Source organism: Pseudomonas sp. GL_103 (assembly GCF_057835175.1).
The window spans coordinates 5,807,966-5,820,758 of sequence record NZ_CM174420.1 but is presented as its reverse complement, the minus strand read 5'-3'; the positions used below and the strand labels follow the sequence as shown (position 1 = coordinate 5,820,758).

At 61.5% G+C, this 12,793-nt stretch carries 12 protein-coding genes; 7 read left to right on the top strand and 5 right to left on the bottom strand.

What is annotated here, in order from left to right:
• Positions 1–36: 36 nt before the first annotated feature.
• Positions 37–924 carry a 3-dehydrocarnitine:acetyl-CoA trimethylamine transferase CdhC gene (gene cdhC, locus AC3IP0_RS26285; protein WP_007994462.1) on the bottom strand — a complete coding sequence of 296 codons (888 nt, stop codon included), beginning with the start codon at positions 922–924 and terminating at the stop codon, positions 37–39.
• A gap of 95 nt (positions 925–1,019) precedes the next feature.
• The gene (locus tag AC3IP0_RS26280; protein ID WP_489317494.1) at positions 1,020–1,964 is read right to left on the bottom strand and encodes a choline ABC transporter substrate-binding protein; all 945 of its coding nucleotides are present in this window, start codon (positions 1,962–1,964) and stop codon (positions 1,020–1,022) included.
• A 225-nt stretch (positions 1,965–2,189) separates the two neighbouring features.
• Here AC3IP0_RS26280 and AC3IP0_RS26275 point away from each other — a divergent pair, with 225 nt between their 5' ends.
• Positions 2,190–3,134: a GlxA family transcriptional regulator gene (locus AC3IP0_RS26275; RefSeq protein ID WP_489317493.1), complete on the top strand. Its 945-nt coding sequence runs from the start codon at positions 2,190–2,192 to the stop codon at positions 3,132–3,134.
• Between the two features lie 125 nt (positions 3,135–3,259).
• On the opposite strand, the gene AC3IP0_RS26270 is transcribed toward AC3IP0_RS26275, so the two are convergent.
• From AC3IP0_RS26270 to AC3IP0_RS26260, 3 genes are all read right to left on the bottom strand, one after another.
• Positions 3,260–3,676: a DUF3010 family protein gene (locus AC3IP0_RS26270; protein ID WP_489317492.1), complete on the bottom strand. Its 417-nt coding sequence runs from the start codon at positions 3,674–3,676 to the stop codon at positions 3,260–3,262.
• A gap of 33 nt (positions 3,677–3,709) precedes the next feature.
• Positions 3,710–4,033 carry a helix-turn-helix domain-containing protein gene (locus tag AC3IP0_RS26265; protein ID WP_489317491.1) on the bottom strand — a complete coding sequence of 108 codons (324 nt, stop codon included), beginning with the start codon at positions 4,031–4,033 and terminating at the stop codon, positions 3,710–3,712.
• Between the two features lie 216 nt (positions 4,034–4,249).
• On the bottom strand, positions 4,250–4,651 hold the full coding sequence (locus AC3IP0_RS26260; RefSeq protein WP_489317490.1) for a lysozyme inhibitor LprI family protein: 402 nt from the start codon (positions 4,649–4,651) through the stop codon (positions 4,250–4,252).
• Positions 4,652–4,887: 236 nt separating this feature from the next.
• On the opposite strand from AC3IP0_RS26260, the gene AC3IP0_RS26255 reads away from it, so the two are divergent.
• The 6 genes from AC3IP0_RS26255 to etfB all read left to right on the top strand — a co-directional run bounded on the left by AC3IP0_RS26255 (position 4,888) and on the right by etfB (position 12,654).
• The gene (locus AC3IP0_RS26255) at positions 4,888–5,865 is read left to right on the top strand and encodes a dipeptidase (protein ID WP_032829497.1); all 978 of its coding nucleotides are present in this window, start codon (positions 4,888–4,890) and stop codon (positions 5,863–5,865) included.
• A 78-nt stretch (positions 5,866–5,943) separates the two neighbouring features.
• Positions 5,944–6,474, top strand: a complete 531-nt coding sequence (locus tag AC3IP0_RS26250) for a DUF5943 domain-containing protein (protein ID WP_489326228.1) — start codon at positions 5,944–5,946, stop codon at positions 6,472–6,474.
• Positions 6,475–6,489: 15 nt separating this feature from the next.
• Positions 6,490–8,550, top strand: a complete 2,061-nt coding sequence (gene dgcA / locus AC3IP0_RS26245; protein ID WP_489317489.1) for a dimethylglycine demethylation protein DgcA — start codon at positions 6,490–6,492, stop codon at positions 8,548–8,550.
• A 148-nt stretch (positions 8,551–8,698) separates the two neighbouring features.
• A complete protein-coding gene (gene dgcB, locus AC3IP0_RS26240; protein WP_489317488.1) occupies positions 8,699–10,648 on the top strand; it encodes a dimethylglycine demethylation protein DgcB in 1,950 nt (649 codons plus the stop codon).
• Positions 10,648–11,868, top strand: coding sequence for an electron transfer flavoprotein subunit alpha (gene etfA / locus AC3IP0_RS26235; RefSeq protein ID WP_489326226.1), 1,221 nt, complete (start codon positions 10,648–10,650; stop codon positions 11,866–11,868). Before dgcB ends, etfA begins: the two co-directional genes overlap by 1 nt.
• A 15-nt stretch (positions 11,869–11,883) precedes the next feature.
• Complete coding sequence (etfB, locus tag AC3IP0_RS26230) at positions 11,884–12,654, top strand: electron transfer flavoprotein subunit beta (protein ID WP_489317486.1); 771 nt, start codon at positions 11,884–11,886, stop codon at positions 12,652–12,654.
• The last annotated feature ends 139 nt before the right edge of the window (positions 12,655–12,793 follow it).

The window sequence follows — 12,793 nt, the reverse complement described above, 5'->3', positions numbered from 1 at the left end:
TTGGCTCGGAAAAAACTGTGGGAAAAGGTGATGGGGTCAACCGCGCTTGGTCAGGCCCATTTTTGCCCGGCCTTCAGCCGGGGTCAGGACGCGGGCGCCGAGGCGGCTGAGGATTTCCGTGGCGCGCTCGACCAGTTGGCCGTTGGTCGCCAGCACGCCCTTGTCCAGCCACAGGTTGTCTTCCAGCCCGACCCGCACGTTGCCGCCGAGCAACACCGCTTGCGCCGCCATCGGCATTTGCATGCGACCGATACCGAAGCCGGCCCAGACCGCGTCGGCCGGCAGATTGTCGACCATGGCTTTCATGGTGGTGGTGTCAGCCGGCGCGCCCCACGGGATGCCCAGGCACAGCTGGAACAACGGGTTGTCGAGCAGGCCTTCCTTGATCATCTGCTTGGCGAACCACAGGTGGCCGGTGTCGAAGATTTCCAGCTCGGCTTTTACGCCAAGTTCTTGAATGCGTTTGGCGCCAGCGCGCAGCTGCGCCGGGGTGGAGACGTATATGGTGTCGCCGTCGCCGAAGTTCAGGGTGCCGCAATCGAGGGTGCAGATTTCCGGTAGCAGTTCTTCGACGTGGGCCAGACGGGTCAACGGGCCGACCAGGTCGGTATTCGGGCCGAATTCCATCGGATTCTCGCCGGCACCGATCTCCAGGTCGCCGCCCATGCCGGCGGTGAGGTTGACGATGATGTCGACGTCCGCCTCGCGGATGCGCTCCATCACTTCGCGGTACAGCGCCACGTCACGGCTGAATTTGCCGGTTTGCGGGTCACGCACATGGCAGTGAACCACGGTGGCGCCGGCCTTGGCGGCTTCCACGGCGGCAGCGGCGATCTGTTTCGGGGTGACCGGCACGTGTGGGCTCTTGGCGGTCGTGTCGCCAGCACCGGTGAGTGCGCAGGTGATGATGACGTCGTGGTTCATGAGGCGGTTCCTTACAGGCGGGTTTTTGGTTTTGGCCGGGCGTGATAGTCCCGTTCGCAGCCCGTTGGGGCTGCGATTCGGCGAATCAATCGGGCTTATTTACTGGTCAGTTTCAGGTTTTCAGCGGCCGGTTTGCCGTCGAAGGTGGTGACGCCTTCAAGCCAGCGTTTTTTGTCCTGCGGGTGATCCTTGATCCATTGTTTGGCCGACTCGAAAGCGTCCTTGTGATCCAGCAGCGGCTGCATCATCCGGCTCTCGTCTTCGGCGGTGAACGTCAGGTTGCTCAGCAGGCGACCGATGTTCGGGCATTGTTCGGCGTATGTCGGTGCAGTGACGGTCCACACGGTGGCCTTGCCTTCGTCCGGCCCAAGGGCGTTTTCACTGCCGGTGAGGTAGGTCATTTTCACGTTGACGTTCATCGGGTGCGGCGCCCAGCCGAAGAACACCACGGCTTCGTTGCGACGTACGGCGCGATCCACGGCGGCGAGCATGCCGGCTTCACTGGACTCGACCAGCTGGAACTTGCCGAGGCCAAACTGGTTCTTGGAGATCATCGCCTTGATCTGGGTGTTGGCGCCCGAGCCAGGCTCGATGCCGTAGATCTTGCCGCCCAGTTCTTTTTCGAACTTGGCGATGTCAGCGAAGGTTTTCAGACCCTTGTCGGCGAGGTAGGTCGGCACAGCGAGGGTCGCGCGGGCGTCCTGCAGGCTTGGCGCTTCAAGCACCCTGACCTGCTTGGCGTCGACGAACGGGGTGATGGTCTGGGTCATCAGCGGGTTCCAGTAGCCGAGGAACAGGTCCAGACGCTGGTCGCGGATCCCGGCGAAGATGATTTGCTGGGAGGCGCTGGTTTGTTTGGTGCTGTAGCCGAGGCCATCGAGCAATACCTGGGTCATGGCACTGGTGGCGATCACGTCGGTCCAGTTCACTACACCCATGCGCACGTTCTGGCATGCGGCGGGTTCGGCGGCCATGACACTGGCGCTCAGCAAAGCGGTACCACTGAGTGCAAGAACACAGCTGCTGATCAGTCGTTTCATTCTCAGGTTCCTCGGCAGTTCGTTTATTGTGAGTTCCGGTGTCTGATGCGCCGGTGATGCCAAGTTACGCAGCAAAGCACCAATGAAAGCGCACTGCAGCGACCAGCTCTTGCACTGCAGCGACCTGTGCTCTTGAATGCCGCTCGCAAGTGGCGTATCAACTTCCCTACGCTGCCCGCCCTCTCGTTACCTGGCCTCCTGTTACCTGCTAAGCGAGTGCGCTCCATGTCCCAGGATTTCTACTTCTTGTTGATGCCGGGTTTCTCGGCCATCGGATTTATCTCGGCCATCGAGCCGTTGCGGGTCGCCAATCGCTTTCGCGGCGAGCTGTACCGCTGGCATGTGCTGAGCGCCGATGGCGGGGCGGTGCTGGCCAGCAACGGCATGTCGGTCAACGCCGATGCGGCTCTGGAGCCGCTCAAGAAAGGCGCGACACTGCTGGTGGTCGCCGGTTTCGAACCCCTGAAGTTCACCACCCCGGCGCTGGAACACTGGCTGCGCCGGCTGGACAACGAAGGCGTGACCCTCGGCGCCATCGACACCGGCAGCTTCATCCTCGCCGAAGCCGGCCTGCTCGATGGCCATCGCCTGACCTTGCACTGGGAAGCCATCGACGCCTTCAAGGAATCCTATCCACAGCTCAGCGTCACCCAGGAGCTGTTCGAGATCGACCGCCGTCGCATCACCTCCGCCGGCGGCACCGCTTCCATTGACCTGATGCTGGATCTGATCGCCCAGGCCCACGGCCCCGATCTGGCGATCCAGGTCAGCGAACAATTCGTACTTGGCCGCATTCGTCCGCGCAAAGACCACCAGCGCATGGAGGTCGCCACCCGTTATGGCATCAGCAACAAGAAACTGGTGCACGTAATCGGCGAGATGGAGCAGCACAGCGAACCGCCCTTGAGTACGCTGGAACTGGCGGAATCGATCAAGGTGACGCGACGACAGCTGGAGCGCCTGTTTCGCCTGCATCTGAACGACACACCGAGCAATTTCTACCTGCGATTAAGGCTGGAAAAGGCCCGGCAGTTGCTACGGCAGACGGACATGAGCGTGCTGGAAGTGAGCATTGCCTGCGGGTTTGAATCGCCGTCGTATTTCACCCGCAGTTATCGGGCGAAGTATGAGCGGTGCCCGCGGGAGGACCGGCGTACCGCCAATGCCTGAACACCTGATAACCCTGTGGGAGCGGGCTTGCTCGCGAATGCGATGTACCAGTCGACATTTAAATTGACTGACCCACCGCCTTCGCGAGCAAGCCCGCTCCCACATTTGTACGGTGGCGCCTGGAGTTACTTCTTCACCAACGCCGAACACGCCGCTTTGTAAGCCTCATGCTGATACTTGTTCAGCGTCCCCGGCAGTTCGAAGTTGTGCTTCTTGGCCTGGGCATTGATGGTCTGTGGTGACAACAGCATCACCTCGCAATTCTCCACTAACTGGAAAACCCCTTCGATCTTGAAGGTGGTCGGCCCGCCAGCGAACTCGCCTTTCTTGCTGCGCTTCTTGATCGCAATGCGGTCGATGGAATTCTCGCGGACAAACGAAGCGACCTGAGCGGCGAACACTTTGACGTTGGCGGCTTCGTCGTCATCGTCCAGGGCAATTTTCTTGGTGGCGAGCGCGACATGGCCCAGCGCCTGACCGTCCAGCGTGGCCACGGCGATGATCGCTTCGCTGCCTTTGATTTCGATGCCGCAGACTTTCATGTTCAATCCCATTAGTGACAGAGGGTGTGCAGCTTACAGCTCAAGCTGGCTGGCCGTGATGCCAAACGCCAAAGCGATTTTTTCGCGAGTGGCTTTACGGGGCTTGGCGACTGTTTCCTGTTGGGCAAAGGCAGGCTGGGTTATGCCCATGCGTTTGGCCACTTCATCCTGGGTAAGGTTCAAGTGTTCGCGCCAGGCGCGGATAGGGGTAACGCCATCGACGATACGGCTCACCACCTCATGGGGGATCAAGTCGGGCTCGATTTTCTGCGCCACGTATTGTGCATAGGGAATGACCACGAAGGCTGGATTGCCTTCGGCGTCGTTGATGATTTGAATGTCAGTAGGTGCGTTCATCGCGGAGGAATATAAGTTTTTTATAAGATTTGCGAATCTTTACTTATATTTTTATGGTTGGCCATCAACAACATTTGTCGGCATGTTGCGTGAAAAGCCCGCAGAGCAGGGCCTTTGGACAGAAGCTGTAGGTCAGATCAGAGTGCTTTGTGGGAAGAGGGGTTTTTGGCGATTGAAAGCTGGTGGTAGTGCCAGCTTTCAGCGGGATATTCAGGACTATTCCTGCCCAATCGATTCCAAAAACTCCGACCGCTCGTCGCTCATCCGCGCCACACAATCGTTCTGGGCAATGGTGAGCGCCTTGCTGCCAGCGGTGGCCGGGAAGGCTTCGACGGCGCAGTCTGCGTCGCGGGTCTTCAGCCATTGCTGTTGGGCGGCTTTGATCTTGGCGGTGATGTCGGCCAGTTGCGACGGGGTTTTGCCGTACTGCGACTGCATGCGCTCGGTCAGGCCCTGGAGGTTTTCCTTGAGCAGGTCTTCGGCGGTGGTTTTGCTGAAGGCCGAGCATTCCAGTGTCTGGACGTCGTTTTCGACTTTGTCGCACGGATTGTCGTCGGACACCTCCGCTGCGTGTACGCCGGTCGCAATCAGTGCCATTGCCAGAATGATCGATTTCATTATCGTCGCCGCTCTTGTCCAGTGAAGCATCCAGTGATGCGGCGAATTCTGGCCCAAGCCGAAGACCTTGAACAGGCCGGTGATTGTGCCTGGCGACGACCCTTTGTCGCGGATTGACGCTTTCGGCAAACCCCCTGTCGTTTTTGCACCCGGTCGCCCCGTCCCTCAGGCATATGCTGGCCCCAAAGCGCCGGCAGACGATTCGGCGCATGAATCGCTAATAAGGGGACAGCCTGATGAGCCCAGCCGAATTGCACGCCGACAGCATCGTTATCGACGGGCTGATTATTGCCAAGTGGAACCGTGAACTGTTCGAAGACATGCGCAAGGGCGGTTTGACCGCAGCCAACTGCACCGTGTCGGTGTGGGAGGGCTTCCAGGCCACCGTCAACAACATCGCCGCGAGCCAGAAGCTGATCCGCGAGAACAGCGACCTGGTGATTCCGGTCCGTACCACCGCCGACATCCGTAAAGCCAAGGAGCAGGGCAAGACCGGCATCCTTTTCGGCTTCCAGAATGCCCACGCCTTTGAAGACCAGATCGGCTATGTCGAAGTCTTCAAGCAGCTTGGCGTCGGTATCGTGCAGATGTGCTACAACACCCAGAACCTGGTGGGCACCGGTTGCTACGAGCGCGACGGCGGCCTGTCGGGCTTCGGTCGCGAAATCGTCGCCGAGATGAACCGGGTTGGCGTGATGTGCGACCTGTCCCACGTCGGTTCCAAGACTTCCGAAGAAGTCATCCTCGAATCCAAGAAGCCGGTCTGCTATTCCCACTGCCTGCCGTCGGGTCTGAAAGAGCACCCGCGCAACAAGTCCGATGAAGAACTGAAATTCATCGCTGACCATGGCGGTTTTGTTGGCGTGACCATGTTCGCGCCGTTCCTGGCCAAGGGCATCGACTCGACCATCGACGACTACGCCGAAGCCATCGAGTACGTAATGAACATCGTTGGCGAAGACGCCATCGGCATCGGCACCGACTTCACCCAGGGCCACGGCCAGGATTTCTTCGAATACCTGACCCACGACAAGGGCTACGCCCGCCGTCTGACCAGCTTCGGCAAGATCATCAACCCGCTGGGCATCCGTACCGTGGGCGAGTTCCCGAACCTGACAGAGACCCTGCTCAAGCGCGGCCACTCCGAGCGCGTGGTGCGAAAGATCATGGGCGAGAACTGGGTCAACGTCTTGAAAGATGTCTGGGGCGAATAAGCCGCCGCACTTCTGAATCCTTTCCCGCTGCCGTCCGTGCAGCGGGCAACACAACGAATTTTCTGGAGTTAAGTTTCCATGGCCAAGATCGCCCCGCAATTGCCAATCGAAGTCGACAGCGAAACCGGTGTCTGGACCTCCGACGCCCTGCCGATGCTGTACGTGCCGCGTCATTTCTTCGTCAACAACCACATGGGTATCGAGGAAGTGCTGGGCGCTGAAGCCTATGCCGAAATCCTCTACAAGGCCGGCTACAAGTCCGCCTGGCACTGGTGTGGAAAAGAAGCCGAATGCCACGGCCTGGAAGGCGTCGCAGTGTTCGAGCACTACATGAAGCGCCTGTCGCAGCGCGGCTGGGGCCTGTTCAAGATCCAGGACATCGACCTCGACAAAGGCACCGCCAGCGTCAAGCTCGAACACTCGGCATTCGTCTACGTGTACGGCAAGGTCGGACGCAAGGTCGACTACATGTTCACTGGCTGGTTTGCAGGGGCCATGGACCAGATCCTCGCCGCTCGCGGCAGCAAGATCCGCACCGTGGCCGAGCAAGTCTACGGTGGCTCCGAAGAGGGCCACGAAGACGGCTTGTTCACCGTCAAGCCGTTGTAAGTCGAGGAACCCGCCATGGCTTTCGAAGCAATGTTCCAGCCGATCCAGATCGGCAAACTGACCATCCGCAACCGCGTGCTCAGCACCGCGCACGCCGAGGTCTATGCCACCGACGGCGGCATGACCACCGACCGGTACGTCAAGTATTACGAAGAGAAAGCCAAGGGCGGGATCGGCCTGGCGATTTGCGGCGGCTCCTCCAGCGTGGCCATCGACAGCCCGCAAGGCTGGTGGAAGTCGGTGAACCTGGCGGATGACCGGATCATTCCGCACTTCCAGAACCTGGCCGATGCCATGCACAAGCATGGCGCCAAGATCATGATCCAGATTACCCACATGGGCCGACGCTCGCGTTGGGACGGCGAGCACTGGCCAACCCTGCTGTCGCCGTCGGGCATCCGTGAACCGGTGCACCGTGCGACCTGCAAGACCATCGAGCCGGAAGAAATCTGGCGGGTAATCGGCAACTACGCCAGTGCTGCGGCACGGGCCAAGGCCGGTGGCCTGGACGGTGTTGAACTGTCGGCCGTGCACCAGCACATGATCGACCAGTTCTGGAGCCCGCGGGTCAACAAGCGTACCGACGAATGGGGCGGCAGCTTCGAGAACCGCATGCGTTTCGGTCTGGAAGTGATCAAGGCCGTGCGCAAGGAAGTTGGTCCGGATTTCTGCGTCGGCATCCGTCTGTGCGGTGATGAATTCCACCCGGACGGTTTGTCCCATGAGGACATGAAGCAGATCGCCAAGTACTACGACGACACCGGCATGATCGATTTTATTGGTGTCGTGGGTTCAGGGTGCGATACCCACAACACCCTGGCCAACGTTATCCCCAACATGAGTTATCCACCGGAGCCGTTCCTGCATCTGGCGGCCGGTATCAAGGAAGTGGTCAAGGCACCTGTACTGCACGCGCAGAACATCAAGGACCCGAACCAGGCGACCCGTATTCTGGAGGGCGGCTACGTCGACATGGTCGGCATGACCCGCGCCCACATCGCCGACCCGCACCTGATCGCCAAGATCAAGATGGGCCAGGTCGACCAGATCAAACAGTGCGTCGGCGCCAACTACTGCATCGACCGTCAGTACCAGGGCCTGGACGTACTTTGCATCCAGAACGCCGCGACCTCCCGTGAATACATGGGCGTGCCGCACATCATCGAGAAAACCACCGGCGTGAAACGCAAGGTGGTGGTGGTCGGTGCCGGCCCGGCCGGGATGGAAGCCGCTCGTGTATCGGCCGAACGTGGCCACGACGTGACCCTGTTCGAGAAGAAAGAATTCATCGGCGGGCAGATCACCACCGCCTCGAAAGCCCCGCAACGGGACCAGATCGCCGGTATCACCCGCTGGTTCCAGCTGGAGCTGGCGCGGTTGAAAGTCGACCTGCGTCTGGGTACCGCGGCGGATGCGGCGACCATCCTGGACCTGCGTCCGGATGTGGTGGTGCTGGCAGTGGGCGGTCATCCGTTCCTGGAGCAGAACGAACACTGGGGCGCGGCTGAAGGCCTGGTGGTCAGCAGCTGGGACGTGCTCGACGGCAAGGTCGCACCGGGCAAGAACGTGCTGGTCTACGACACCATTTGCGAGTTCACCGGGATGTCGACGGCCGACTTCCTCGCCGACAAGGGCAGCCAGGTCGAGATCGTCACCGACGATATCAAGCCGGGCGTGGCCATTGGCGGTACGTCGTTCCCGACTTACTACCGCAGCATGTACCCCAAAGAAGTGATCATGACCGGCGACATGATGCTGGAGAAGGTCTACCGCGAAGGCGACAAGCTGGTGGCGGTGCTGGAAAACGAATACACCGGCGCCAAAGAGGAGCGGGTGGTGGACCAGGTGGTGGTGGAAAACGGCGTGCGTCCGGACGAAGAAATCTACTACGCGTTGAAGGAAGGCTCGCGCAACAAAGGCCAGATGGACATCGAAGCCTTGTTCGCGATCAAGCCGCAACCTTCGCTGAGCACCACGGGTGACGGCTACTTGCTGTTCCGTATCGGCGACTGCGTGGCTCAGCGCAATACACACGCTGCGATCTATGACGCGCTGCGGTTGTGCAAGGATTTCTAAGCCACTGACGCGCCCCCTGTAGGAGCTGCCGCAGGCTGCGATCTTTTGATCTTTGAAAGTCGCCAGACCTGAAGATCAAAAGATCGCAGCCTTCGGCAGCTCCTACGCCGACCGTGTTTCTCCAAGATGTACTGGTGGGAGCTTCACCATGTTGAACACCCTTCTTCCAATTCTGTTGTTCGCAGCCCTGGGCCTTGGTGTCCTGGGCGCGTTGCGGCGGGTGGCCATGTGGCGCCGGGGCCGGGCTTCGAAAGTCGACCTGATCGGCGGACTGTTCGCCATGCCCAAGCGCTACATGGTCGACTTGCACCATGTGGTGGCGCGGGACAAATACATTGCCAACACCCACGTCGCCACGGCCGGCGGTGCGGTGGCGTCCATCGTGCTGGCGATTCTGGTGCATGGTTTCGGCCTGCATAACCGCTTCCTCGGCTATGCGTTGCTGCTGATGACGGCAGTGATGTTCGTCGGCGCGATCTTTGTTTACCTGCGTCGGCGCAACCCGCCGTCGCGCCTGTCGAAAGGCCCGTGGATGCGCCTGCCGAAAAGCCTGCTGGCGTTCTCGGCTTCGTTCTTCCTGTTGACCCTGCCGGTGGCCGGGATCCTGCCGGAAAACTTCGGTGGCTGGCTGTTGGCGGCGATTCTCGGGGTTGGCGTGTTGTGGGGCGTGTCGGAACTGTTCTTCGGCATGACCTGGGGCGGGCCGATGAAGCACGCCTTCGCCGGTGCGCTGCACCTGGCCTGGCACCGTCGCGCCGAGCGCTTCGGTGGCGGTCGTTCCACGGGCCTCAAGCCTCTGGACTTGAGCGACCCGACCGCGCCACTGGGCGTAGAAAAACCCAAGGATTTCACCTGGAACCAATTGCTCGGCTTCGACGCCTGCGTGCAGTGCGGTAAATGCGAAGCGGCGTGCCCGGCGTTCGCCGCTGGCCAGCCGCTGAACCCGAAAAAACTGATTCAAGACATGGTCGTTGGCCTGGCCGGTGGCACCGACGCCAAGTTCGCCGGCAGCCCGTATCCAGGCAAAGCCATCGGCGAACACGCCGGTAACCCGCATCAACCAATCGTCAACGGTCTGGTGGACGCTGAAACCCTGTGGTCCTGCACCACCTGCCGCGCTTGCGTTGAGGAGTGCCCGATGATGATCGAGCACGTCGACGCCATCGTCGACATGCGCCGTCACCTGACCCTGGAAAAAGGCGCCACGCCAAACAAGGGCGCCGAAGTCCTGGAAAACCTGATCGCCACCGACAACCCTGGCGGCTTCGCCCCGGGCGGGCGGATGAACTGGGCGGCGGACTTGAACCTCAATCTGATGAGCGAGAAGAAATCGGTCGACGTGCTGTTCTGGGTCGGCGACGGTGCCTTCGACATGCGCAACCAGCGCACCCTGCGCGCCTTTGTCAAAGTGCTGAAAGCGGCCAAGGTCGACTTCGCGGTGCTGGGCCTCGAAGAGCGTGACAGCGGTGACGTGGCCCGACGTCTGGGCGACGAAGCAACCTTCCAGTTGTTGGCCAAACGCAACATCCAGACCCTGGCCAAATACAGCTTCAATCGCATCGTCACCTGCGACCCGCACAGCTTCCACGTGCTGAAAAACGAGTACGGCGCCTTCGACGGCAACTACCTCGTGCAGCACCACAGCACTTACATGGCAGAAATCATCGGCGCTGGCGCCCTGAACCTCGGCCAGCACAAAGGCAGCAGCGTGACTTATCACGATCCGTGCTACCTCGGCCGCTACAACGGCGAATACGAGGCGCCGCGTGAAGTGCTGCGCGCCCTGGGTATCGAGATCAAGGAAATGCAACGCTCCGGTTTCCGCTCGCGCTGCTGCGGCGGTGGTGGCGGTGCGCCGATCACCGACATTCCGGGCAAGCAACGGATCCCCGACATGCGCATGGAAGACATCCGCGAAACCGGCGCCGAACTGGTGGCCGTGGGTTGTCCACAGTGCACCGCGATGCTCGAAGGCGTGGTCGAACCCCGGCCGCTGATCAAGGACATCGCCGAACTGGTGGCGGATGCGTTGCTCGAAGACGCTGCCCCGAGCAAGCCGACCAAGCCGGCCCAACGTGAACCTGCGGAGGCCCACTGATGAGCGACATTATCCGCCGCGACCCACGCGCCGAATGGATCGCCCGTAACCGTTTGCACCCGCTGCACGCGGCCATGCAGCCGGCGCAACACAGCTGGATGGGGCCTAACGGCGTCATCCGCAAGAATCCCCATGGCGTCGGTTTCATTGGCCCCAACGGCATCAAGCGCATCGACCGCAGCGGCGCCCAGCAGGGCGGGGCGACCAAGCGCTCGGCTGCCGTGGAAGTGCAATTGCCGCTGCATCAGGTTCCCGCGCCGGCGTTTTACATCAGCGTGGTGCCGGACATGGTCGGTGGTCGCTTGAGCAGTCACGACCGCGACCTGCTGGGCCTGGCCCATCAACTGGCCGGGAAGGACGGCGCAGTGCTGGCCGTGGTGTTCGGCGAACACAAGGAAAGCGCTTTCGCCACGGCGGGCGTCGACCGCCTGCTGGTGCTGGAAGGCGAAGAATTCAACGGTTATGCACCGGAACAGCGGGTCCAGGGCCTGCGGGCTGTGGATAACCAGTTCAGCCCGCGTCACTGGTTGCTGCCGGATAGCCGCAGTGGCGGAGGTGAACTTGGCCGACGTTTTGCCGCGGCACTGGGCGAGCGCCCGGCCACGAGGGTATGGCAGGTCAAGGATCAGGAGTGCATCGGCCGCGCCGGCGCGGGTCTGCAAGACCTTGCCCGGCCGCTGGCGCGATTGATTCTGGCGGCTGTCGAGTGCGCCGAACCGGTCAGCGAAACCCGTCACGAAGCCTTGCCGGTGGAGTTATCCACAAGCGTGGCGCGCAGCCTGTCGCGGATCGAAGATCTGGGTGCAGTGGCCGTCGATCCGGCGGCAATTCCCATGGCCGAAGCCGAGTTCATTTTCTCCGGCGGCAACGGGGTCAAGGACTGGGGACTTTTCCACAGGACCGCCGAAGCCCTTGGGGCGACCGAAGGCGCCTCGCGGGTGGCGGTGGACGACGGCTTCATGGCCCGCGACCGTCAGGTCGGGGCGTCCGGCACCTGGGTCACCGCACGGGTCTATGTGGCGGTGGGGATTTCCGGGGCGATCCAGCACCTGCAGGGCATTGGTGCCTGCGACAAGGTGGTGGCGATCAACCTTGACCCCGGCTGCGACATGATCAAGCGTGCGGACCTCTCGGTGATCGGTGAGAGCGCGGAGATTCTTCAAGCCTTGATCGAGGCGGTAGAGGTTTACCGCAACGAAGCCAAGCGCGATGCGGCTTAAGGGAAGGAAAGGGTTATGAGCACGAAAATCATCAGCCTGGTGTCCATTGGCGCCCACCCGACCTCCGGTCGGCCGCGTCGCGCGGAGCAGGATGCGCGGGCGGTTGAACTGGGCCTGCAATTGGCTGGGGATAACTTGCAGGTGCTGCATGCCGGTGACATCGCCGAGCCTGCCTTGCGCGCTTACCTGGGCATGGGGCTTGAGCAGCTGCATGTGCTGGAACAACCGCAAGGTGCCGACGCGCTACCGGCGCTGACCGACTATTTGCGCGATGCCGGGGCGCAGGTGGTGTTGACCGGCAGCCAGGCGGAAACCGGTGAAGGCTCGGGCATGCTGCCCTTCCTGCTGGCCGAAAGCCTGGGCTGGCCGCTGGTGGTGGGACTGGCACAGGTCGAGTCCATCGATGGCAATTCGGCGCTGGTGCTGCAAGCCTTGCCCCGCGGCCAACGTCGTCGGCTGAAGGTGCGCCTGCCGTTTCTGGCGACGGTGGATAACGCCGCACCCAAGCCTCGGCAGAGCGCTTACGGCCCGGCCCGACGCGGCGTACTGCAAGCGCAGGACGTCGAGGTCATCGACGATGAACTGCTCGCGGTCGCCACCCTGCAACCGGCCAAGCCACGGCCCAAGCGCCTGAAGGTGATCAAGGCCAAGAGCGGCGCCGACCGTATGAAAGCCGCGACGGCCAAGGCCAGTGGTGGAGGCGGGCAGGTGCTCAAGGGTGTCACGGCGCAAGCCGGGGCCGAGGCCATCCTTAAACTTCTCATCGAAGAAGGCGTGGTCCGCTAACCAAACCTGTGGGAGCGGGCTTGCTCGCGAAGACGGTGTGTCAGTCGATATCAATGCCGCCTGATACGACGCTTTCGCGAGCAAGCCCGCTCCCACAGGATCTCTTCGTCCCGCACCACACCCGTCAGCCTGGTGAACT

What these genes read in the sequence shown, in the direction of transcription:
- dgcA (WP_489317489.1), top strand. Translation starts at nt 6,490, where the DNA reads ATGGCTTTCGAAGCAATGTTCCAGCCGATCCAGATCGGCAAACTGACC.
- etfB (WP_489317486.1), top strand. Translation starts at nt 11,884, where the DNA reads ATGAGCACGAAAATCATCAGCCTGGTGTCCATTGGCGCCCACCCGACC.
- AC3IP0_RS26250 (WP_489326228.1), top strand. Translation starts at nt 5,944, where the DNA reads ATGGCCAAGATCGCCCCGCAATTGCCAATCGAAGTCGACAGCGAAACC.
- etfA (WP_489326226.1), top strand. Translation starts at nt 10,648, where the DNA reads ATGAGCGACATTATCCGCCGCGACCCACGCGCCGAATGGATCGCCCGT.
- AC3IP0_RS26270 (WP_489317492.1), bottom strand. Translation starts at nt 3,676, where the DNA reads ATGAAAGTCTGCGGCATCGAAATCAAAGGCAGCGAAGCGATCATCGCC.
- AC3IP0_RS26255 (WP_032829497.1), top strand. Translation starts at nt 4,888, where the DNA reads ATGAGCCCAGCCGAATTGCACGCCGACAGCATCGTTATCGACGGGCTG.
- AC3IP0_RS26265 (WP_489317491.1), bottom strand. Translation starts at nt 4,033, where the DNA reads ATGAACGCACCTACTGACATTCAAATCATCAACGACGCCGAAGGCAAT.
- AC3IP0_RS26275 (WP_489317493.1), top strand. Translation starts at nt 2,190, where the DNA reads ATGTCCCAGGATTTCTACTTCTTGTTGATGCCGGGTTTCTCGGCCATC.
- dgcB (WP_489317488.1), top strand. Translation starts at nt 8,699, where the DNA reads ATGTTGAACACCCTTCTTCCAATTCTGTTGTTCGCAGCCCTGGGCCTT.
- AC3IP0_RS26280 (WP_489317494.1), bottom strand. Translation starts at nt 1,964, where the DNA reads ATGAAACGACTGATCAGCAGCTGTGTTCTTGCACTCAGTGGTACCGCT.
- AC3IP0_RS26260 (WP_489317490.1), bottom strand. Translation starts at nt 4,651, where the DNA reads ATGAAATCGATCATTCTGGCAATGGCACTGATTGCGACCGGCGTACAC.
- cdhC (WP_007994462.1), bottom strand. Translation starts at nt 924, where the DNA reads ATGAACCACGACGTCATCATCACCTGCGCACTCACCGGTGCTGGCGAC.